The organism is Pedobacter sp. P26 (assembly GCF_050632135.1).
In the GTDB taxonomy this organism is placed as follows: domain Bacteria; phylum Bacteroidota; class Bacteroidia; order Sphingobacteriales; family Sphingobacteriaceae; genus Pedobacter.
Window position 1 is genome coordinate 1,616,227 of record NZ_CP192574.1, and the last position, 21,182, is coordinate 1,637,408.

The 21,182-nt window shown below is 37.9% G+C and carries 17 protein-coding genes and 2 pseudogenes; 1 reads left to right on the forward strand and 18 read right to left on the reverse strand.

The window, feature by feature from the left end:
• The first annotated feature begins 682 nt into the window (after window positions 1-682).
• The gene (locus ACQ86H_RS07550; RefSeq protein WP_431294336.1) at window positions 683-3,235 is read left to right on the forward strand and encodes an ATP-dependent Clp protease ATP-binding subunit; all 2,553 of its coding nucleotides are present in this window, start codon (window positions 683-685) and stop codon (window positions 3,233-3,235) included.
• A gap of 246 nt (window positions 3,236-3,481) precedes the next feature.
• Here the strand turns inward: ACQ86H_RS07550 and ACQ86H_RS07555 are convergent, their stop codons facing one another.
• The 18 genes and pseudogenes from ACQ86H_RS07555 to ACQ86H_RS07640 form a co-directional block, all read right to left on the reverse strand.
• Window positions 3,482-3,769 (reverse strand): hypothetical protein, encoded by a 288-nt coding sequence (locus ACQ86H_RS07555; protein WP_431294337.1) that lies wholly within the window; start codon window positions 3,767-3,769, stop codon window positions 3,482-3,484.
• Complete coding sequence (locus tag ACQ86H_RS07560; protein WP_431294338.1) at window positions 3,751-4,104, reverse strand: hypothetical protein; 354 nt, start codon at window positions 4,102-4,104, stop codon at window positions 3,751-3,753. Before ACQ86H_RS07560 ends, ACQ86H_RS07555 begins: the two co-directional genes overlap by 19 nt.
• Before the next feature lie 2 nt (window positions 4,105-4,106).
• Window positions 4,107-4,352: a hypothetical protein gene (locus tag ACQ86H_RS07565; RefSeq protein WP_431294339.1), complete on the reverse strand. Its 246-nt coding sequence runs from the start codon at window positions 4,350-4,352 to the stop codon at window positions 4,107-4,109.
• Between the two features lie 597 nt (window positions 4,353-4,949).
• Window positions 4,950-5,633 (reverse strand): radical SAM protein, encoded by a 684-nt coding sequence (locus tag ACQ86H_RS07570; protein WP_431295358.1) that lies wholly within the window; start codon window positions 5,631-5,633, stop codon window positions 4,950-4,952.
• Window positions 5,525-6,016 carry a hypothetical protein gene (locus ACQ86H_RS07575; protein WP_431294340.1) on the reverse strand — a complete coding sequence of 164 codons (492 nt, stop codon included), beginning with the start codon at window positions 6,014-6,016 and terminating at the stop codon, window positions 5,525-5,527. The genes ACQ86H_RS07570 and ACQ86H_RS07575 overlap by 109 nt, the downstream gene beginning before the upstream one ends.
• A 114-nt stretch (window positions 6,017-6,130) precedes the next feature.
• Entirely contained in the window at window positions 6,131-7,369 is a 1,239-nt protein-coding gene (locus ACQ86H_RS07580) for a carboxypeptidase-like regulatory domain-containing protein (RefSeq protein ID WP_138818006.1), read from the reverse strand.
• A 1,119-nt stretch (window positions 7,370-8,488) separates the two neighbouring features.
• Window positions 8,489-8,812 carry a hypothetical protein gene (locus ACQ86H_RS07585; RefSeq protein ID WP_431294341.1) on the reverse strand — a complete coding sequence of 108 codons (324 nt, stop codon included), beginning with the start codon at window positions 8,810-8,812 and terminating at the stop codon, window positions 8,489-8,491.
• 14 nt (window positions 8,813-8,826) lie between these two features.
• Entirely contained in the window at window positions 8,827-9,732 is a 906-nt protein-coding gene (locus ACQ86H_RS07590; RefSeq protein ID WP_431294342.1) for a carboxypeptidase-like regulatory domain-containing protein, read from the reverse strand.
• 235 nt (window positions 9,733-9,967) lie between these two features.
• Window positions 9,968-11,620, reverse strand: coding sequence for a DNA repair protein RecN (gene recN, locus ACQ86H_RS07595; RefSeq protein WP_431294343.1), 1,653 nt, complete (start codon window positions 11,618-11,620; stop codon window positions 9,968-9,970).
• A gap of 67 nt (window positions 11,621-11,687) precedes the next feature.
• Window positions 11,688-13,015 (reverse strand): annotated as a pseudogene (locus ACQ86H_RS07600) (alpha/beta fold hydrolase).
• Window positions 13,016-13,132: 117 nt separating this feature from the next.
• A complete protein-coding gene (locus ACQ86H_RS07605; RefSeq protein ID WP_431294344.1) occupies window positions 13,133-15,298 on the reverse strand; it encodes a M56 family metallopeptidase in 2,166 nt (721 codons plus the stop codon).
• Between the two features lie 95 nt (window positions 15,299-15,393).
• A complete protein-coding gene (locus ACQ86H_RS07610; RefSeq protein WP_121281962.1) occupies window positions 15,394-15,765 on the reverse strand; it encodes a BlaI/MecI/CopY family transcriptional regulator in 372 nt (123 codons plus the stop codon).
• A gap of 679 nt (window positions 15,766-16,444) precedes the next feature.
• Window positions 16,445-17,110: a peroxiredoxin family protein gene (locus ACQ86H_RS07615; protein WP_431294345.1), complete on the reverse strand. Its 666-nt coding sequence runs from the start codon at window positions 17,108-17,110 to the stop codon at window positions 16,445-16,447.
• A gap of 31 nt (window positions 17,111-17,141) precedes the next feature.
• On the reverse strand, window positions 17,142-17,561 hold the full coding sequence (locus ACQ86H_RS07620; RefSeq protein ID WP_431294346.1) for a DUF4369 domain-containing protein: 420 nt from the start codon (window positions 17,559-17,561) through the stop codon (window positions 17,142-17,144).
• A 148-nt stretch (window positions 17,562-17,709) separates the two neighbouring features.
• Window positions 17,710-18,603, reverse strand: a complete 894-nt coding sequence (locus tag ACQ86H_RS07625) for a DUF4835 family protein (RefSeq protein ID WP_138818000.1) — start codon at window positions 18,601-18,603, stop codon at window positions 17,710-17,712.
• Window positions 18,600-19,795: pseudogene (coaBC, locus tag ACQ86H_RS07630) on the reverse strand (bifunctional phosphopantothenoylcysteine decarboxylase/phosphopantothenate--cysteine ligase CoaBC). Before coaBC ends, ACQ86H_RS07625 begins: the two are co-directional and overlap by 4 nt.
• A 72-nt stretch (window positions 19,796-19,867) precedes the next feature.
• Window positions 19,868-20,194 carry a DNA-directed RNA polymerase subunit omega gene (locus tag ACQ86H_RS07635; RefSeq protein ID WP_090504977.1) on the reverse strand — a complete coding sequence of 109 codons (327 nt, stop codon included), beginning with the start codon at window positions 20,192-20,194 and terminating at the stop codon, window positions 19,868-19,870.
• 3 nt (window positions 20,195-20,197) lie between these two features.
• Window positions 20,198-21,145: an outer membrane protein assembly factor BamD gene (locus tag ACQ86H_RS07640; RefSeq protein ID WP_138817998.1), complete on the reverse strand. Its 948-nt coding sequence runs from the start codon at window positions 21,143-21,145 to the stop codon at window positions 20,198-20,200.
• Window positions 21,146-21,182: the final 37 nt, after the last annotated feature.

Genomic DNA, 21,182 nt, shown 5'->3' on the forward strand with positions numbered 1-21,182 from the left:
TTAAGTTAAAATGGCTGCAGCATTAACTGTGGCCATTTTAATTTTAATCAATCCCTTTAGAACCTGTTTAATATAAAATTATTGGTTATTTCGGTCTGAGCGTAGCCGAAGACCATCTCAACGTATTAATAAAGGTAATAGACTACGCTCTTGTGATAGCAAAAGGCTATTTATATTTGTTATAAAAATTTAAACAGCCTCTAGTTTAACTATGTTAAAAACAAAAACAACTTATTTACGGTTAATTTCTTATTAAGGTTATTATATATTATTAGACTGGATTTGACGAATTTGTTAATTTCTATCTGATAAAATTGTTAAATGATGTCATGTTCTTTTTGTTTTTCTGTCAAAACTTGTAAATTGCCTAAGTAAAAAGATACAAATTGTCAGTTTTTAATGGCTGAAAAATCCTTACAATAAACCGACAATAAGATGTTTGTTACCGGATGTTTTTGGCAAATGTCCCTTTAAAACCTTTAGAACACTTATTACGTAGATAGATATAAATAAAATAATATTTATCGAAACAATAATCTTACATTGAATTTTGGGTTCTCAGGCATTCAAAAGCCTCTTTATCCACCCGTATGGCGCAATTGTTGATAAAATAAAGAAAACAGCACGTTCATTTTTATAAAGTTATTTATAGTTTAGGGACGTAGCTGTTAAGAAAGGTATTATGGAAGCAAAATTTTCACCACAGGTTAAAGATGTAATCTCTTTTAGTAGGGAGGAAGCGCTCCGCTTAGGGCACGATTACATCGGAACCGAGCATTTATTATTGGGCCTCATCCGCGAAGGCGATGGCATGGCTATAAAAATTTTACGATCGTTAGGGGTTGATACAGGTAAATTGCGCCGCTCAATTGAAGATGCCGTTCGCGGTACTTCGAGTGTTACAGTAAACTTAGGCAATATTCCATTAACAAAACAGGCAGAAAAAGTTTTAAAAATTACTTACTTAGAAGCTAAAATATTTAAGAGCGATTTAATTGGTACCGAACATCTGCTGTTATCGGTTTTGAGAGATGATGATAATATCGCCTCACAAATCTTATTGCAGTATGGCGTTACTTACGATGTTTTTAAACAGGAGGTAGAAGTGAATAAAAATGGTTTCAGAGATGATATCTCAAATAGCGCTTCTACAGGAGGCGATGATGATTATCGCGAAGAGGAAAGCTTTAGTACACCTAAAAAGGTTTCAGATATAAAATCTAAGACCCCTGTTCTGGATAATTTCGGTCGGGATTTGACAAAAGCTGCAGAAGAAGGTCGTCTAGACCCAATTGTAGGTCGCGAGAAAGAAATTGAACGCGTATCGCAGATTTTATCCCGTAGAAAAAAGAATAACCCGATTTTGATTGGAGAGCCAGGTGTTGGTAAATCGGCAATTGCTGAAGGTTTGGCCTTACGCATTGTACAACGTAAAGTTTCGCGTGTGCTTTTTGGCAAACGTGTGGTTACGTTAGATTTGGCATCGCTGGTGGCCGGTACAAAATACCGTGGCCAGTTCGAAGAGCGTATGAAAGCGGTGATGAACGAGCTTGAAAAATCTACAGATGTAATTCTGTTTATTGATGAGATCCACACCATTGTTGGTGCTGGTGGTGCATCAGGTTCTTTAGATGCATCGAATATGTTCAAACCTGCTTTGGCAAGGGGAGAAATTCAATGTATCGGTGCTACAACATTAGACGAATACCGTCAGTACATTGAAAAAGATGGTGCTTTAGACCGTCGTTTTCAAAAAGTGATGGTTGAGCCTGCTACACCGGATGAAACTGTGGAGATTTTAACCCGTATTAAAGATAAATACGAAGAACACCATGGTGTAACGTATACCGACGAAGCTATTTTAGCTTGTGTTACTTTAACATCGCGCTATATTTCAGATCGTTTCTTGCCAGATAAAGCCATTGATGCTTTAGATGAGGCAGGTTCGCGTGTTCACTTAACCAACATCCACGTTCCGCAGAATATTATTGATATCGAAGCTAAAATTGAAGATATCAAATTAGAAAAAAACAAGGTTGTACGTAGCCAGAAGTATGAAGAAGCTGCAAAACTGCGCGATACAGAGAAAAATTTAATTGAAGAATTGGATAAAGCTAAAGCGGAGTGGGAAGCGGAAACCAAAACCAAGCGCTACGAAGTATCAGAAGATAATGTAGCCGAAGTGGTTTCGATGATGACGGGGATTCCGGTACAGCGTGTAGGGCAAACGGACAGTGCAAAACTGTTGAACATGTACGATAAAGTGGCTGAGAAAATTATCGGTCAGGATGATGCGATCAAGAAATTGACCAAAGCGATCCAACGTACAAGAGCTGGATTAAAAGACCCTAAAAAACCGATCGGTTCATTTATTTTCTTAGGTCCAACTGGAGTAGGTAAAACCGAATTGGCTAAAGAACTGGCCCGTTTCATGTTCGATAGTGATGATTCTCTGATCCAGATCGACATGAGTGAGTATATGGAGAAATTTGCAGTATCACGTTTAGTAGGGGCGCCTCCAGGATACGTAGGTTACGAAGAGGGTGGACAATTAACCGAAAAAGTTAGAAGAAAACCTTATGCAGTTATTTTACTGGATGAGATTGAAAAAGCACACCCAGACGTATTTAATATCTTATTACAGGTTTTGGATGAAGGACAGCTAACTGATAGTTTAGGACGTAAAGTTGATTTTAGGAATACAATCATCATCATGACTTCTAATATTGGTGCCCGTCAACTTAAGGATTTTGGTCAAGGTGTGGGTTTCTCTACTTCCGCAAAAACAAACCAGGCCGATTCTCACAGTCGTGGTGTAATCGAAAGTGCATTAAAACGTGCTTTTGCGCCGGAGTTCTTAAACCGTGTTGATGATGTAGTGGTATTCAATAGCTTAGGTAAAGAAGAAATTTTCAGGATCATCGATATCGAGTTAAAAGCATTATTCGGCCGCGTGCATATACTTGGTTATGAAATTGCATTAACTGACAACGCTAAAGAATACATTGCAGATAAAGGTTTCGATAGTAATTTTGGAGCACGTCCGTTAAAAAGAGCGATTCAGAAATATTTAGAAGATCCGATTGCTGAAGAGATTCTTAAAGGCGAATTAACAGAAGGAGATGTTTTAGAAATTGATTACGATAAAACTACCGAACTGATTTCGATCAACCACAAAAAGGGTGAGAAGAAAAAAGAAGAACCGAAACAAGAAGAAGATTCTTCGAGTAAATAAATAAGAAACTCCCGATGAAAATCGGGAGTTTTTTTGTTTTATATACTTATTTCGAAATGGGTGCGGCCAAAAATTATAAATATTGGGCCTAGGTTTTTGCAGAGAAATAAAATAAATCCTAGCGATTGTCGCCTTGATTCGGTAGCAGATACTAAAAGAGGCGTCATTCCCACGCAGGTGGGAATCTTAATGCGCTTTAAGATTCCCGCATGCGCGAGAATGACGAAAACGCTTAACCTTTACACTTTACATCAACTCCAGTAATGCCTGATAATACCGCTCATAATTTTGAGGATCGGTATTTAAGAACAAAAATGGCTCAATCAGCTCCAGCTCCATCAATAAAAATTCTCCATTTACAAAAGTGCCATCAACACGGGCATAGAGACATTTTTTAGCGAATGAATTAACATATTGCTGTGCGGTAGTAATAAGTTCTTCACCAGGTGTTTGGGGATGCACAGATCCGCCATGTGCCGGTTGCACCTTGAAATCGCCAGGTTTAGCCTGCTTGATTAAAGAATGACTATACACGCCATTAAAAAAATAAACGACCATTCACCGCTTTCCAGGATCTCTGGGAGGAAAGGCTGAATGATAAAATCTTCATCCTGAATAAGGAGATTTATTTTTTGATTTATCTCGGCTACATTATCTGCAGTTACCTTAAATGTATTTTTTGCGCCACCACTTATACAAGGTTTTACAATTAACTTATTGGTATTGAATTTCTCAAAAAAATAGTTAAGATCTACGCTTTCTTGATTTTGAATGAAGAAACCAGGTGTGATTTTTAATCCTGCTGCTTCAATTTCTCGCAGATATTGTTTGTTTGCATTCCATCGCACAACATCAATGGGGTTAAGCAATTTTACCTTTTTTCTTCCAGGTGATCAAGCCAATGGTAAAATTCTTCAATCAGGTCAAAATAATCCCATGGAGATTTTAAAATGGCAAGCGAATAATCTTCCCAGTTTATATCCCGATCGTTCCAGATTACTTTTTCAATATTCAGTCCTTTTTCTTTAAGGAAATTTAAGAGTTTATCATCCTCGCTTTCAACGGTAGTGCTATCATAAGCTCCTTTATCCAGATAGGTTACTAATGCAATGTTCATGGTGTTAAAACTAAGTTTTATCAAGCTGGATTACAAATTAATTAAGGCAGATCACAAACCCGAAGCTCAAAAATCCCTATTGCAAATCGGTAACGACTGTTAACTGTAGTTTTTCGCTCTATGCCGTGGGGCATGGTAGTTTTTCACGGTTAATATTGTTTTTAGCGGCGTTCAAGAATGCTGCGCATTTTGGAGCGCCAAAGTACCCAAAGCGCTTTGTCATCCGATGGCTATCGGATCCAGCAATGAGCCTTTTGCACAAATCCCATGCACATCAAAAAACAGCGGCACTTCATTTTGTGTTCAATATTTTTTAACTATTAAATCATCGCTTATGAACACAAAACTACTGCGTTTCAGGTTTGTTACTGCCAATTTACCTGAACTGTACCTGTTTTTTAATTTTCCTGGCTCTTGGGATTGACGACGTTCTTCGGTACAGCCTATACTTCTTTTAAGCAGCCTAGCATGATGCTAAAGTATTCTTAAAAAAGATGTGTCAACGCGGTAGAATTACAAATTGTGATCAACTAATTTGAGATAGCCGTGATGATAAAACCACGGCCACGGAGCGCTAGGGATTTTTCTCCCCAAATGTTAAAACAGACTCACCTGATTACTTGGGATTTTGAACAAAGTGTGGTCTAAAATAATATCCTTTACATTTAAGCCGTTCAAACGGCAGTGCAGCCTGAAATTATCCCTGATCATCTGCGAGATATTGCCATCGCCACGCATTCGGTCGCCAAAACGGCTGTCGTTTACATTACCGCCGTGGCAACTCTGAATCGAATGCCAGACTTTCTCGAAACGGTCAGGAAAGTTTTTGCGCAGCCAATCTTCAAATATCTGTCCTATCGCTCCGTTTAACCGAACTACAGTATAACCTGCTTTAATGGCACCGGCATTGGCTACAGCTTTTAAAATTTTCGGAATTTCATGATCGCTTAAACCGGGAACGAGAGGAGCGACCATCACCCCCATAGGTATACCGGCTTTGCTTAATTCCTCCACCACTCTTAAGCGTTGTTTTGCTGTAGTGGTACGCGGTTCCATCACCTGGCGCAGATCTTCATTTAAACTATTGATGGAAACATAAACCATACAGAGGTTTAGCTTGGCCATTTCCTGTAAAATATCCTGATCGCGGAGGATCAAAGAATTTTTAGTAATCATGCCGATGGGCTGCTTGTATGCCAGCGCGATTTCGAGTAATTGGCGGGTGAGTTTAAATTTCCTTTCCGCAGGTTGATAGCAATCGGTATTACCCGAAAGTGAAATGGTGGTTGCATCCCAACCTTTTTTCCCAAAAACTTTTTAAACAGTTCAGGTGCGTCTTTTTTTACAATTATTTTTCTTTCAAACTCGATACCTGCACTATAACCCCAATATTGGTGAGAGTTGCGGGCATAACAATAGGTACAGCCATGCTCACATCCCTGATAGGGATTAAGCGAGTAGGCCATGCCCACATCCGGACTGTCAACCTTGTTTACGATGGTTTTTGAATTTTCGAAAATAAAGGATGTTTTGCGGTCGCTTTCTTCCCAATCATCTATGCCTTCATGATGTTCCTTGATGTAAACATCTTTTAAAAACTTATTGTGTGGATTAACCTGAGCACCCCGTCCTTTAAAATACTGTTTTTCTTCTTCGCCAATCATAATTTAAAATTACTAATATTTTTAGTAATTTTAAGTATCAATAATGGTTACTTTTCAACAATTTTAGTTTTAGATCCCATCATACATCTTACATTTTCCATCTCAAATCATCCATCATTCCTTCTTCGGAAGCGGTACATAATCCATCGGCACCATATCTGCTACTTTTTCATAAGCCCAATAGCCTTCGAAAAGGAGCGAGCGCGAATCATAAATGCCACCATTTTCGTAAAAACGTACACCTTCGCCGGTTAAATTGGCAACGGAGATTTCATTTTCGGGGACATCTAAAGGCCTGAAAATCCAGAAACCGGTTTTAGAATAAGCCAGCGATTCTTTCTCTTTGGTATATTGAATCAGCAAGGCATCAGTATAACTTAGGTATTTTAAATTCTGGTTAAAGTAATGCACTAAAGTATCTGTAAGCACATCCGCTCGCGAAAATTTATCGATGGTTTTCGGCATTTCCTGTTGCTTGGTCCAAAAGGCAAGCAACGCTGTATCTATTTTTCCTTTGGTTTGCCTGATGCCGGTTTTTTCGGGGACGGCCTTAATCTTTTCTAAATTGGTATTGATGATGTATTGCGGATAACGATTAGGGTTGGGGATTTTGATCATTTTATTGATGATAAAACCTTCTTCCTTTGTTTTATTGGCATAAAGCGAACGGAAAAAATGTTGCGAAGAACCATAATAGGCCACTTCACGGGCGGCAATATATTTTTTCTTTTTAGCTGCTGAAGCTTTTAATTCTTCAAAAAACGGATGACCAGAATAATAAATAATGTGGGTTCGCGAATTGTATTCGAAATGATCGAGCATGTATTTAAGGCGGTAGCCCAAAGCTTTATTTTCGACCACCAAAAATTCGGTTGTAGAAACGCTGAGGGTACTTTTGGTTACATCATAATCTACATTTAAAACCTGAGGATTTAAGATTTTGCATTGAGTTGCATTTGGCGTTTTGCCAATAAAAAATTCTTTAAACTGGTTAATATATTTCTGGCGGTTAGGGTCAGCCCTGATCACCACTTCATCAAGCTGGGCAACATTTTCTTTTAAAACAAGCTCTACCTGGACCGATTTATCCGAGATGATTACACTTTTAGAATAGGGGAGGTAACCAACCAGTTGAACGAGTAAATCGTAACTGCCCGGCTTTAGGTTGGAGAGTTTAAATCTTCCGTCATTATCAGCAACAGTAGCAATTTTATAACCACTCAAGTAGATACTTGCACCTGGTAATCCATCTTTTTGATCCCTAACCAAACCACTAATTGAGAAAGTGTTTTGAGCAATGGCATTAGTACCCAGAATAATCAGCGTAAGGGCTACTAAAAGGCTTTTAATCATGGAGACGAATGTAACCAAAAGGCGTAATATTTATTAAAAACGAAAAAGAATTTTAACAAATTTAACATTTATAATTAATCATCATTTCAAGCTGAGACCAGGCTGATACAATTTGTCATCCTGAGCGCAGTGAAGGATCTTTAAAAGAGAATTTGATCAAAATAAGTTAAGTGAACAGCAAATATTGTTTTCTGAAAATGAAAGCTCCGTTTTCCATGGCGGCAGTAGCCCCGCCATCGCTTGTAGTCCTCGTTACGCTGCGCTTCACTGTGGGGCTACCCGCTCTGTCGGGTTTATTGAACAGCGGTAGGTGCGGAATAGTTCTAAAGCCCCTCAATAGTATTACCAGTCCTGTCAGGTAAACCCGACCGCAGTAGAAAACCCACAGCCCAAAGCATGAGCGCTGTCATCCTGAGCGCAGAGAAGGATCTTTAAGAAGATAATTTCTCTAAAATAAGCCTGGTTTACAACAAGAGTCGTTTTTTATTTGAAAACGAAAGCTCCGTTTTTCATGGCTACAGCGGTCCCGCCATCGCTTGTAGTCCACGTTACGCTGCGCTTCACTGTGGGGCTACCCGCTCTGTCGGGTTTATTGAACAGCGGTAGGTGCGGAATAGTTCTAAAGCCCCTCAATAGTATTACCAGTCCTGTCAGGTAAACCCGACCGCAGTAGAAAACCCACAGCCCAAAGCATGAGCGCTGTCATCCTGAGCGCAGAGAAGGATCTTTAAGAAGATAATTTCTCTAAAATAAGCCTGGTTTACAACAAGAGTCGTTTTTTATTTGAAAACGAAAGCTCCGTTTTTCATGGCTACAGCGGTCCCGCCATCGCTTGTAGTCCTCGTTACGCTGCGCTTCACTGTGGACTACCCGCTCTGTCAGGTTTATTGAACAGCGGTAGGTGCTGAATAGTTCTAAAGCCCCTCAATAGTATTACCAGTCCTGTCAGGTAAACCCGACCGCAGTGGAAAACCCACAGCCCAAAGCATGAGGGCGAGGATTTGTAACGAAGTGCGGGACTGTTGAAACCGAAGAGCACTGCATTTGCTTTTCAAAAAAAGGAAAAATACTTGTTCTCTATATTATACGCATGCTTTTATTTGGCTGGATTTAATTTTCTCAATTTTTCCCATCTACACTGGCTGGTGGCAAATAATCCATAGGTACACTATCAGCAATTTTTTCCCAGCCCCAATAACCTGAATAAAGCATCGAACGCGGGTTGTAAATAGCGCCGTTTTCGTAAAAATATACCGGAACAACATGTAAGGCTATGGTAGAAATCTGGTAATCGGGCGTATCTAACGGTCGGGCAATAGACAGGCCGATCCGGTTAGCGTAAGCAGGATTCTCCCTTTCTTTTGTGTAGATAACATAAAGTTGATCCGTAAAATTGAAGCTTTTAATACTTTGATTTTTTACATGCACCAGTGTATCCTGCATTACCGGAGCACGGCTTAAAAAGAAATTCCACCTGGTAGGTTTTTCTTTCTGATCCAGTAACTGAGCGAATCTTCATGATTAATGGTTATCGGTTTGCGTAATAAACCTTCCTGCACTTTTGTTAAACGTTTAATATTGACATTTATGGTACTATCTGAAGGTTTGTCAGGATTTGGCTGAGTAATTAATTTATTAATGATAAAGCCCTCTTCAGTTGCCTTGCCATTATAAATTGATCTGAAAAAATGCTGCGGCGATCCCAGATAAGCGGTAATCCGTTTTTGATCCCAAATTTTCTTCCTTCTTGCTGATCCTTTTAAGTCTTCATAATAAGGAAAACCTTCATAATAGATGATTCTTGTTTTACTGTCGTATTCAAAATTATTCAAAAGGTATTTAATGCGGTATCCAAGCGCCTTGTTTTCGACAATCAGAAATTCGGTGGTTTTTACGGTGAGTTTATGTTCCTCTTTATCGTAATCGATAATCAATACTTTAGGATTGATAAGCTTACACTGTTCTGCATTAGGCGTGGTTCCAATAAAATAGTCCTTAAACATGCCAATATAATGTTCTCTGTTCGGATCGGGTTTAATGGTTACTTCTGCCAATTGAGTTACACTTTCTTCAAGGGTAAGATCAAGTTTTACAGCTTTATCAGCAATCACTACGTTTTTATTTAACGCTTTGTAGCCAATTAATTGTACTAAAATATCGTAGTTTCCTGGTTTTAAGGGAAGGGTGTATTGGCCATTATTATCTGTTGTCGTAGCAATTTTATAGCCACTTACATATACGCCAGCTCCAGGTAAAGCCTCGCCGCGTTTATCTTTAATTATACCCGAAAGGACATAACTTTGTTGAGCAAGACAAAAGTTACCAATGGCTAAAAATGAAAGTAAAAGTATAAAAGATTTCATTCATTAAATATAAACTAATTTGTTAGTTTATGTCTAAATCATGATGTAAAATTATTAGTGCTTTTCTTTTTAGCTTTCAGATAGGAACATCTGACAGCACAACAACATTTCCCTACCATTAACAAATCCATAAGAAAAGTCGTCATCTGGACTGAAACGCAGTGGAATGGAGAGATCTGCCTAGATAGATCTCTCGACTACGTTGCACTCCGCTCGAGATGACGTAATGTCAGAATTAGGCGAGCAACTCCCGCGCATTTTCGATGGCTGATGCCCCTGGATTTTTTCCGCTTAACATTTCGGCAATTACACCAATGCGTTCTTCCTGTTTAAGCTTGCGGATTCCGGTAGTGGTTTTTCCATTATCCTCATTTTTATGAACGAAGTAATGTGATATACCTTTGGCTGCAATCTGCGGCAGGTGCGTAATTGAAATTACCTGCATGTTCTGTCCTAAATCAGCAATTACTTCTCCAACTTTTAACGCGGTTTCACCAGAAATTCCGGTATCAATTTCGTCGAAAATAATGGTGGGTAGCGAAGTGTGTTTAGCCAATAAAGCTTTTATGGCCAACATTAATCGGGATAATTCACCACCAGAAGCTACTTTATTTACCGGTGCAGGGGCCTGGCCAGCATTTGCTGTAAAAAGCAGGTTGATTTCATCCAGTCCGTCTTTATTCAGTTCTGATATGGTTTTTTGATCCAGAACCAATTTAGCATTAAGCATTCCCACTTTTTTTAATGTGGTGCCGGTTTGCTCTTCTACCACCTTAATTGCTTTTTTTCGGTTAGCACTTAACTGGTTAGCCTGTTTATGCAATTCTTTTTTAAGCTGATTGATTTCTTTCTGAAGTTTTTCAATATGCTCATCAGAGGATAGGAGTTTGTTCAGGTTCTCTTCCAATTGCTTTTGAAAGGCTAACAGTTCTGTATTATTGGCTAACCTGTGTTTTTGTTGAAGTGAATAAAAAAGATCCAGTCTCTGATTTACAAGCTCTAAACGATCAGCGCTGTGTATGGTATTTTCTTCAATGCCAGAAACCTCATCGGTGATATCTTTTATTTCTATAATTGATGAGCGTAAACGTTCGTAAAGTACATTAATTGCCGGATCGAATTTTTCTATGCCTTGTAACTGTAACGAAGCTTCTTTTAAAATCTGGAGGGCAGAAGGTTCGCTTTCGTTAATTAAACCCGAAGTGGTAAGTAACGCCCGTTTAATGGTTTCGGCATGGGTTAATCGTTCCAACTCTTGTTCCAGTTCTTCCTGTTCGCCTTCCTGTAATTTTGCCTGTTCGAGTTCGTTAAGCAAAAACTGTTCATAATCCTGTTTATTACGGGCTTCGTCGGCTTCAGCGATTAATTTTTTTAACAGGGAAGTATCCTGTCTGAGTTTTTTAAACCCACTACGGTAGTCGAACAATAATGATTTGTGGTTTGCAAGCGAATCAACAATCAATAATTGAAAATCAGCATCATTGATCTCCTGCGTGGCATGCTGCGAGTGGATATCGATCAGTTTTTCGCCGATCTGTTTCAGTATAGATAAATTAACAGGGGTATCGTTTATGAACGATCTTGTTTTACCATCGATAGAAATTTCCCTGCGTAAAAGGCTTTCGTTTAAAAAATCCAGGTCATTTTCTTCAAAAAGTTCTTTCAGATTTTCGTCTGCCAATACAAAACTACCTTCAATAACACATTTTTTATCCTGGTTAAAAAAGTATTTGCTTTCTGCCCGCTGACCCAAAATTAGCGATAATGCGCCAAGTATGATCGATTTACCAGCACCGGTTTCACCTGTGATGATATTTAAGCCTTTATCGAATTCGATATCAAGACTATCAATTAATGCGTAATTACGGATAGAAAGTTTTTGTAGCATGCTAAGCAAAAATATTAAAATTTATTCAACAGGCCAGTATAAAACAAAAACAGCGAAACAAATTTCATTAATTCTTTACATCTTCCTGTTTTAAAAAATTAAGTACAGTTTCATTAAAAAGCAGAGGATTTTCGTTAGGTACCATGTGCGTTTGCTTCTTGAAAATAATTAGCTGTGAGCCGCTGATGTTACTGGCAATAAGCCTGGTATGTTCAGCTTTAATTACATCCTTTTCTCCGGCCAGTACCAATGTTTTCGCACTGATTGTATGCAAGTCTTCAACATTGATGTTGGGTTCTGTGGATAACATCAAAAGCAATCTTGTCATTTGCTTTGATTCTGTATCTTGTTTTTGCTGAAGCTTTTTTAGATCTTTTTTTAATTGATTTAGCATGCTTTTTTCAACTGCATTTTCTGTTGGATTTAGATTCGCACCCATTACAACCAACTTTCCAACGTAATCTGGATATTTAATGGCCATGATCAATCCTGTATTTCCTCCATCACTCCATCCTAAAACATTTACTTTTTAAGGTTCAGGGAATCTAAAAGAGCCTTCATGTCAGAAGCAAAAATATCGTAACTTAATTTAGAAGAATCATTATCAATACTCTTTCCCTGTGCACGGGTATCAACGGCAATAACACGATAATATCTGGCTAATTCGGGTATCTGTTTGTTAAAATCTACAATCGACTGTCCATTTCCATGCAACAATAATAAAGGTTCGCCGGTACCGTAAGTTTCGTAATAGATTTTTATTCCATTGATATTGCAATATTTTCCAATGCGTTTATTGGCACCGTAGTTGGTTTTAAAAATCACTGAAGCTTTTGTTGTTTTAATCAATAATGCTTTTCCGCCAATTGAATCTGTTCTGTTTCGTAAACCAATAGTGCTACCGTCTGGTATATTTGCATTGGTTCGAAAATCTTTTAATGGATTATTTTCATTATTTTCAAAATCTGCGTTTTTTATAGGAAACTTTTCCCAATCTCCACTTTCAGTTTTAATTTCGAACTTTAAATTATCCACGAAAAAGTTCCCATTACCTTCAAAATTGGCATACAGCCATATTTCTTTAGCCCTTGGATTTATTTTACTGCTGATTTTTAAAGAATGCCACACGGTATCTTTGGTCACGTCTTTCGCTAAATTAACATCAAGCCATTCGTCATCGTTAATAACCTGTTGGGCTTTAATCACGATGTTTTTCAGTGAGTCTGTATCTGTCGATTTTAATTCCAATGAATATCGAAAATCCCTGCCTGCAAATTTTTCGATTTTTAAAATAATACCAAAGCTATATGAGTTAGAAACCACTTTTGTTTGGGCAAAAGTAGTTAAACTCAGAATGGTTAAAAGGACAATGATGTTAAACTTAATGGAGCGCATAATAAAGTAATTTTAAAGGCTGGCGAAGGTACAAATTAAATTAAGTCGAAATTTATCAAACAAAAACAGCGGAGAATTTTCTCCGCTGTTCCTTAATCTGTTTGGTTGTGTGTTGTTTTATTTAATCGAAATGCTGATGGTGTTGTTATTTGCAATGGCAATTGGGTTATCAGTTTTTAGAAAACTTTTTAATGCCAACTGATCTGCAATTTTAAAATCAGCTTTTTTATAGGTTACTACCGCATTCTCGATTTTCAATATTTTAGCTGGATCTGAAAAATTTTTATTGTTGTAAAGCATTACAGCAGGACTGATCTGTGAACTTTTGTTGCCACCATCAATTTTTTCTTTTTTCTCCATTTTCTCTTTCAGTTCCTTCACCTCGCTATCGAATTTTTCTTTCAGCTTTTTATATTCTTCAGTCTGTTTTACTTTGCTGTTGGTGTTATTGTTGTCGTTGTAAAAGAATACTGTTCCATCTGGGCCGGTAAGTGTGTTTCTATTTCCTTTAAATATAGAATCAGATTGTAAGTTGGTTAGGCCTGATAAATTAACCATATCACCTGATTTCAATACCTGCATTCTAATGTTATCCAACTGGGCTCTAAACTCTGGTGTGTTGATTTTTGCAGCCATATCTTCACCAAATTTTTTCCATTTGGCTTGGGCTTCTGGCGAACCGAATTCTTTATTCATATCTTCACCAATTTTTTTCCATTTTGCCTGAGCCTCCGGAGAATTCATTTTCTTTTGCATCTCTTCGCCGAATTTTTTCCATTTAGCCTGTGCTTCTGGTGAATTGTATTGTTTGGCAATCTCTTCGCCAAATTTTTTCCATTTAGCCTGTGCTTCTGGTGAGCTGTATTGTTTGGCTACATCTTCACCAAATTTTTTCCATTTAGCTTGTGCCTCAGGTGAGCTGTATTGTTTGGCCATATCTTCGCCAAATTTTTTCCATTTGGCCTTTGCTTCTGGTGAGTTATACTCTTTATAAAGTTTTTTATTTAAAAGAGAATCGTTTAATCTAAATTTAAATGAACTGTCAAGATTGATCCTGTATATTCCATTGCCGCCAAAAAGTTCGTCCCTGTAAAAATCTTTTCTTAGGCTATCAGGCATTTCTTTAAGAGAATTGTACTCTTTTTTGTTGCCATTTGCATCAATGGTAATAATTTTGATTTTACGCTTTTTGGTAGTATCGGTACAGATCAGGTGGCTTATGGTTCCGTTCGCAGACCGTACGCTTAAAATTTCCTGTTTAGGTTGTATTTTGTTTTCTTTTTTCTTTTCTGTTGGATTGATCCAGGCAATAGAAAACAAGCAAGCTACCCCTAAAGTTAAGGCTGCCATTTGTTGTTTGGCGTTTAAATAATTTGTTTTCATGTTGGTTATTCTTTTAATGCGTTGATACAAATTCTGTGTCTTGCCTGTTGCTGCCAGTGCATAAGCCGGACTGTTTTTATCTTTTAATAATTCGAGTTTAAGCAGGGCGTGGGCATAATTCAATGGTTTTCCGGTAATTTTTAATACCAGATCATCGCAGGCATGCTCACGTTCAATATGTATAAATCTACCAGCCATCCATACAAATGGATTATAGAATAATAATGTTTCTATGGCTGTTTTAATGAGGTTCAATAGGAAATCATTTCTTCTGATATGAGATAACTCATGGATTAATATTGCTTCTACCTGATCGTTATCTAATTGGCTTACCAGGGCCAGTGGAAATAATACCACAGGTTTCAAATAACCGATCACCAAAGGCACGTTAACAATAGATGAGAGATGGAACCGGATAACTTTATTAATTTTAAGGCGGGTAGTTACTTGCTCGAAAATAGTTTTCCAACTGTCTGGAATGGTACTTAAACTTTCTTTTTTCAATTTTGAAAGCTGACCATAGCCTTTAATAATAACGAATAACTGAAGCACAATACCGATAGCATAAAATATGACTACAATAGGAAAATATTGCTCTGCCCTACTGCTAAAACTTGGTGGCAGGTTATTGAAATATTGGTAAACCTGAATGTTTTGAGGGCTGATTGCGGGGGCATGATCATTTATATTCAATGTTAACTGGTGGATGATATTGTAGCTGAAGCCAATAAACATTAACATGATCGCACCAAAAGCAAGGTTGTGCTTATATTTTGCCGCCAGTTTCGGAATGCTGAGCATGACGATAAACAGGATGCCATAAATAATGGCGCTTTGCCAGAGTGAGTTTAAAATACTCCAGCCAAAAGCTTTGATAAACTGTTGTAATAAAGTTTCCATAACGGTGGTTTTAATTTTTTATGCGGGGACAACCCGAAAATTTTACTGCTTGTTAGGGATCTGAACCCTACACCTTTCAACCTTCAACAATAGCCTTACTTCAGGCTATCTAAATATTTTTTTATTTCGTCAATTTCTTCTGCACTTGCACTGTGGTTACCCAAAGCCTGCATCACCAACCTCGCTGCCGATCCGTTAAATACGTTATCGATCATTTTGTTTACCAATTGCTTTTCAGTTTTATCCTGACTAACAAGCGCTTTATAAATATGTGTTTTTTGGTTGGTATCTCTTTCTACCATTCCTTTCTCATGCAGAATCTGCATCAGTTTTAAGGTGGTGGTATACCCGGAGTCTTTTTTATTTAATGCTTCATGAACTTCTCTTACCGTTGCATTCCCCTTTTGCCAAAGCACCTGGAGGATTTCCATTTCACCTTCTGTTGGTTTGATGTTATGATTAGTCATATGTTACAAGTTGTACGAATTATTTCGTATTCAAATGTACGAAGATATTCGTAATATCAAAATATTTTAACAAATTTTTAACTTTATCGGTTAATTATTGAAACTGGTTATTGCTTAACTGTAATATAAGACGCTGGGTAGGGAAAAATGTTGCATACAATCAGGCTTTAGAGAGGGAAAATCTGCCCATGGAAAACTGACTTGGGTGATTAAACCTAATTGATGTGGATACCTGCCTGCGTTTAAGGCCTGCAGGCGTATGAACGAAAGCAGGACTGGCTTTAATTGAAAAGCTGAAATTGCTTTTCTAAAATTAATCATCACAAACAGAGAAACTACTTAACGGTCAACTGTATAAATTGGTTAATTGCTTAACTGTGAGATAGGATGCTGGATAGGGAAAAATGTTGCATACAATCTGGCTTTGGAAAGGAAAAGCCCTACTATGAAAAACTAACTGAAGTTATTAAACCTGATTGATGTGGATACCGGCCTGTGTTTAAGGCCTGCAGGCGTATGAACGAAAGCAGGACTGACTTCAATTGAAAACCTGAGATTGCTTTTCTAAAATTAGTCACCACAAACAGAGAAACTACTTACTGTTTAATTGGTTAACTAATGGGCATGATATACAATTAACCAATTCAGATAATTAACCAGTTAACCCGTCTCAATACAATTACTTAGCACCTAATAATTCAGCCATTTTATCGCGTAGTTCTTTTCCCTTGATATCTTTTGCAATTATTCTTCCGCTAGGATCAATAAGTACATTCGATGGTATGGAAGTAACGCCATAAAGTTTAGCCGCTTCGTTTTCTTTTTTAAGATCAGACACCTGCATCCAGGGTAACTGATCTTCTTTAATGGCGTTTAACCAGTTTGCTTTATTCGCCAATACGTCGATCGATACGCTGAGGACCGTAAAGTTTTTTTCTTTGTACTGATGATAAACAGCTAAAACATTTGGATTTTCTTCTCGACAAGGTTGGCACCAGGAAGCCCAAAAATCGACAAGGACATATTTGTTCTGATAAGTTGAAAGTCTGACCGGATTACCATTTATATCATTTTGGATAAAGTCTTTTGCCATCATGCCTATAGAAATTTTTTTGCCCTCCAAAATATCTTTTGCTATTTTTTTGCCTTCTGGCATTTCCTTAAGTTCGATAGATAATTTTGCAAAACTTTTCGCTACGCGTGGCAGATATTTACTGGTGCGTGCTATTTGACTTAAAGTCAATAAACTTACATAGGAATTCGGATGTTTATCTACAAAGCTAAACTGGATAGGAAATGTTTCGTAATATGCAGTCTGAGCTTTAGCTTTGATTAGGTTTACCAAAGCCGTATCCTTTAGTTCTTCTGCACTAAGTTTACCGGGATCTTTTATTTTTTTCTTTAAGGGATTTTAATGCGGCGTGAAGTTTAGCATAATCATTATTTAATGGAGTTCCAGAAATAATGGAATTGTTTAAAGTATCTGGAGAATTCAGCGTAATCTGTCCTGCTTCAATGTAAATATCAAATGAATCAAATAGTTCGGATGCAAATCGGGGATTGTCATTTCGGCAAATGTAGCCTCTTACTTTAGTTTTAAAATTCCCTCTAAACTCGAAGGAACCTTTGTTTACCGAAGTAGAATCTTCAATAAGTTGATCACCTTGCCGATAAGTTAAAAATATCTTATCGCCATTTTTATAAGCTTTGCCAAAGCCCTTAATGGTAAATGAAGATTGTGCCAGCAAGCTTAATGGTAAAAGACAAATTGTAATTAATAAAAATCTTTTCATCATTTTTAGAAACTATATTTTAGCTACACAACGCCATATAGCAGTTAACTGTTGAAACTGGTTGACTGATGGGCTTGATATATAATTAACCGATTTAATAATCAATTGCTAAGCTATAAACCATGAGCTATCAAACTATTGACCAACAATATTAATTCTTCTTCAGTCCCTCGTACTTACCAATATTTGCCGGATCGATTTCTGCCAGCATATTATAGGCTTTCATGCGCTCTTGTCCATTGAGTTTAGAAAGTACATTGGTTACTTCTTCGGCTTTAGTGGCAAAGTAAACATTAGGGAAAATAGAGCCCAGTTTCTGCTTATCCATTTGTTGCAGTGCAGGTAGTGCGGCAACAATCTGCGTTAAGCCTTTATCATTGTCGGTTAGCTGATCCAGGCCACTTAAATGATAGCTGTAAATGAAATTGCGGAGCTCGGCAAAAATGGGGTTTAAAACATTTTCGTTGAACCAAAAGCGGTTACGTAAGCCATCGGCTGCCCTCCAGCCGGTATTGCCGGAAGCCTGTGCAAGGTTAATAATATTCTGTGCTTTTTTGTAAAAAGGAGTTCCGCCCATTTTGCTAAAACTATCTTTATCCATACCGATGATGGTATAAGCATAGTAGGTGAGGAGGGCACTGATATTGGAAATGTAATTTTGATCAGAGAAGTCGATTGTGGCCCCATCGTTGAAATTAAAATCGAAATTCTTATCGCTCATATTTAACAAAGTGCTATTGTAAGAGCTGTTAAAAACAGGGCGACTGCTTTGAATCTGTGCTTCGGCAGTATATCCAGAGCCACCATCCCATGAATTGATGGTGATGATAAAACTACAGTCTATACGTTCCTGAGGTTTATAACTTTCATTACTGAATTTATTATTGTTTAAAAAATCGCGGATTGTTTTTTGCAAAGCATCTAAAGTTGGTTTGCTAATGTTCGAAACCTGGGGAGCCAGCAAAGTTACCCTTGCATTTAACTCCTGCGCCTGCAGCTTCCCAAAACCAACCAATACCAGTATCCAAACAATCTTTTTTATCATTTCGCAATTTTTAAAATGGCAGTACAAATATCTTTGGCAACTTCTGTTTTCGATTTCATATCAAAAATAGTCCGTTCTAAAGCTTTGTTAAAAATAGTAATTTTATTGGTATCTGATTTAAAACCTGCGCCCGTATCATTCAAAGAATTTAGAACAACCAGGTCAAGATTTTTCTTCTCGAGTTTGCCTTTTGCGTAATTCTCTTCGTCATTGGTTTCTAAAGCAAAACCAACCAAAACCTGGTGTGTTTTTTTGCCGCACCTAAAGAAGCGAGTATATCCGTTGTTTTTTCCAGTTCCAGAACCAATCCGCTATCCTGTTTTTTAATTTTTTGGGTGGCAACCTGCTTGGGGCGATAATCGGCTACTGCCGCACACATTACGGTAATATCGGTATCAGGGAATATCGATGAACAGGCATTGAACATATCCTGAGCACTTACCACATCAATCCTTTTTAAACTTTGTGCCGCTTTTTGTGCGGTTGGTCCGGCAATTAGGGTAACATCTGCACCTAGTTTGGCCAACTCATCGGCTATCACAAAACCCATCTTTCCTGAGGAATGGTTGCCTATAAAACGCACAGGATCTATAGCCTCATAAGTAGGACCAGCGGTAACCATTACCTTTTTGCCGTATAGAGGCATCGATTTTTTAATGGCATTATCCAGGAAAGAAACAATTTCTTCGGGTTCAGCCATTCGGCCCTCGCCCCAGAGCCCGCTGGCCAGTTCACCATTGGCAGGAGCAATAACGGTATTCCCAAAACCAATAACACGTTCAATATTGCTTCGGGTGGTTTCGTGTTTCCACATATCCAGATCCATAGCCGGGGCTAGATAAACCGGACATTTGGCCGAAAGGTAAACCGCAGTTAATAAATTATCACAGATTCCTGTTGCTAGTTTGGCTAAGGTATTAGCACTTATGGGAGCGATAATGATAAGATCAGCCCACAGGCCTAACTCAACGTGATTACTCCATACGCCTGTTTCTTCTTCGAAATATTGCGTATAAACCGGGTTTTTAGAAAGCGTAGCAAGGGTGAGTGGTGTAATGAAATTAGCACCATCAGGGGTAAGAATAACCTTTACGTTTGCACCAGCTTTTATAAGCAGCCGAACCAAAAATGCCGACTTATATGCTGCGATGCTGCCGCAAACGCCAAGGATTATATTTTTATTTTCTAGCATAGGGTACAGGGCATGGAGCTTAGAGCATTGATATGCTTACAAAATTGCGCCATGCTCATTGCTCTATACCAGTTACTTTTGTTCTTTAGCAGGATTTCTGTGATAAACTTTTTCGTTCAAAAATTCATCAATAGCAACCAAAACAGGCTTCGGCATACGCTCATAGTGCTTGCTGATCTCAATCTGCTCGCGGTTTTCGAAAATTTCTTCCAAATTATCGTTGCTGGAAGCAAATTCTGCCAATTTACCGTGTAACTCTTCTTTAACGTTATTCGAGATCTGATTTGCCCTTTTAGCAATTACCACTAATGATTCGTATAAGTTATCAGTAGTTTTATCTAAATCGTGTACGTTTCTGGTTACTGTAGTATTTGGTACAGCAGGTTTGTTAGTATTCATCTATTACTTGTTTTTAATATTCGTATTATCTGCATTAGTTGGTTTTGCAGAAACGGTATCTTTTAATTTACCGGTTCTGATCAGCATCTGCTTGTATTTTTCCTGATCGGCAGCATATAAGGCCAATTCTTGCTTGGTAGCCACAATTCCTGCTTCAACATCACTCTTAAGCGCCTTTGCATCTTTAGCAAATTTACTATCCGGGTGGTTTTCAGTAAACTCCGTATATAAGGCAAGTGCCTCATTATACCGGTCTTCCTGGCGGATGACATAACTATTTTTTGCGTATAAATATTGCGCTTTAATCATCAGGAAATCCATTTCCTCAGCATATTTAATATCTGGGTAGTCTCTTTGTGCATTTTTTAAGGCAATAACAGCCGCTCTGTAATTATCTACATTACTAGGGCCTGTAGTTAAATACATTTTAGCATTTTCAAATGCTTTATCCTCCAGCTTGCCCCTTAGTACAGCAATATATTTGCCTGCAGCTGCAGCACGATCGCTGGTAGGGTATAAGTTGATAAATAATTGTAGCGCATCAATAGCTTTATAGGTATTTTCCTGATCTAAAGAGAAACTTGGAGATTCTAAGTAATAGCAATAAGCACCCATGTATCTCGCTTCCTCTGCATTCTTACTTGCTGGGTAGGTATCCGCAAAACTTTTAAACTGGTATCTTGCAGTGGTGTAATCACTTAATCTATATAATGTATAAGCATAATAATAGTTCAGATCCTCAGCTTCTGCACGGCCACGATATTTTTGAGAAAGATCCTCAAAAAGCACTAAGGCTTTACTGTAATCGCGTTTATTATACAAACGAAGCGCCTCCTGGTATTTTTTTGCAACGTCATTGCTCGCTCTCAATTTCTCGAAACGACTTTTACAACCCGCAATACCCAAAGCGGCAATAAATAATAAAATAATTAAGTGTTTAACTTTAAACATTCTGCAAAGATAATTAATAATACGATAACATCAATAA

What these genes read in the sequence shown, in the direction of transcription:
- ACQ86H_RS07550 (WP_431294336.1), top strand. Translation starts at nt 683, where the DNA reads ATGGAAGCAAAATTTTCACCACAGGTTAAAGATGTAATCTCTTTTAGT.
- ACQ86H_RS07565 (WP_431294339.1), bottom strand. Translation starts at nt 4,352, where the DNA reads ATGAACATTGCATTAGTAACCTATCTGGATAAAGGAGCTTATGATAGC.
- ACQ86H_RS07575 (WP_431294340.1), bottom strand. Translation starts at nt 6,016, where the DNA reads ATGATTGGCGAAGAAGAAAAACAGTATTTTAAAGGACGGGGTGCTCAG.
- ACQ86H_RS07580 (WP_138818006.1), bottom strand. Translation starts at nt 7,369, where the DNA reads ATGATTAAAAGCCTTTTAGTAGCCCTTACGCTGATTATTCTGGGTACT.
- ACQ86H_RS07585 (WP_431294341.1), bottom strand. Translation starts at nt 8,812, where the DNA reads ATGCAGGATACACTGGTGCATGTAAAAAATCAAAGTATTAAAAGCTTC.
- ACQ86H_RS07590 (WP_431294342.1), bottom strand. Translation starts at nt 9,732, where the DNA reads ATGAAATCTTTTATACTTTTACTTTCATTTTTAGCCATTGGTAACTTT.
- recN (WP_431294343.1), bottom strand. Translation starts at nt 11,620, where the DNA reads ATGCTACAAAAACTTTCTATCCGTAATTACGCATTAATTGATAGTCTT.
- ACQ86H_RS07605 (WP_431294344.1), bottom strand. Translation starts at nt 15,298, where the DNA reads ATGGAAACTTTATTACAACAGTTTATCAAAGCTTTTGGCTGGAGTATT.
- ACQ86H_RS07610 (WP_121281962.1), bottom strand. Translation starts at nt 15,765, where the DNA reads ATGACTAATCATAACATCAAACCAACAGAAGGTGAAATGGAAATCCTC.
- ACQ86H_RS07620 (WP_431294346.1), bottom strand. Translation starts at nt 17,561, where the DNA reads ATGATGAAAAGATTTTTATTAATTACAATTTGTCTTTTACCATTAAGC.
- ACQ86H_RS07625 (WP_138818000.1), bottom strand. Translation starts at nt 18,603, where the DNA reads ATGATAAAAAAGATTGTTTGGATACTGGTATTGGTTGGTTTTGGGAAG.
- ACQ86H_RS07635 (WP_090504977.1), bottom strand. Translation starts at nt 20,194, where the DNA reads ATGAATACTAACAAACCTGCTGTACCAAATACTACAGTAACCAGAAAC.
- ACQ86H_RS07640 (WP_138817998.1), bottom strand. Translation starts at nt 21,145, where the DNA reads ATGTTTAAAGTTAAACACTTAATTATTTTATTATTTATTGCCGCTTTG.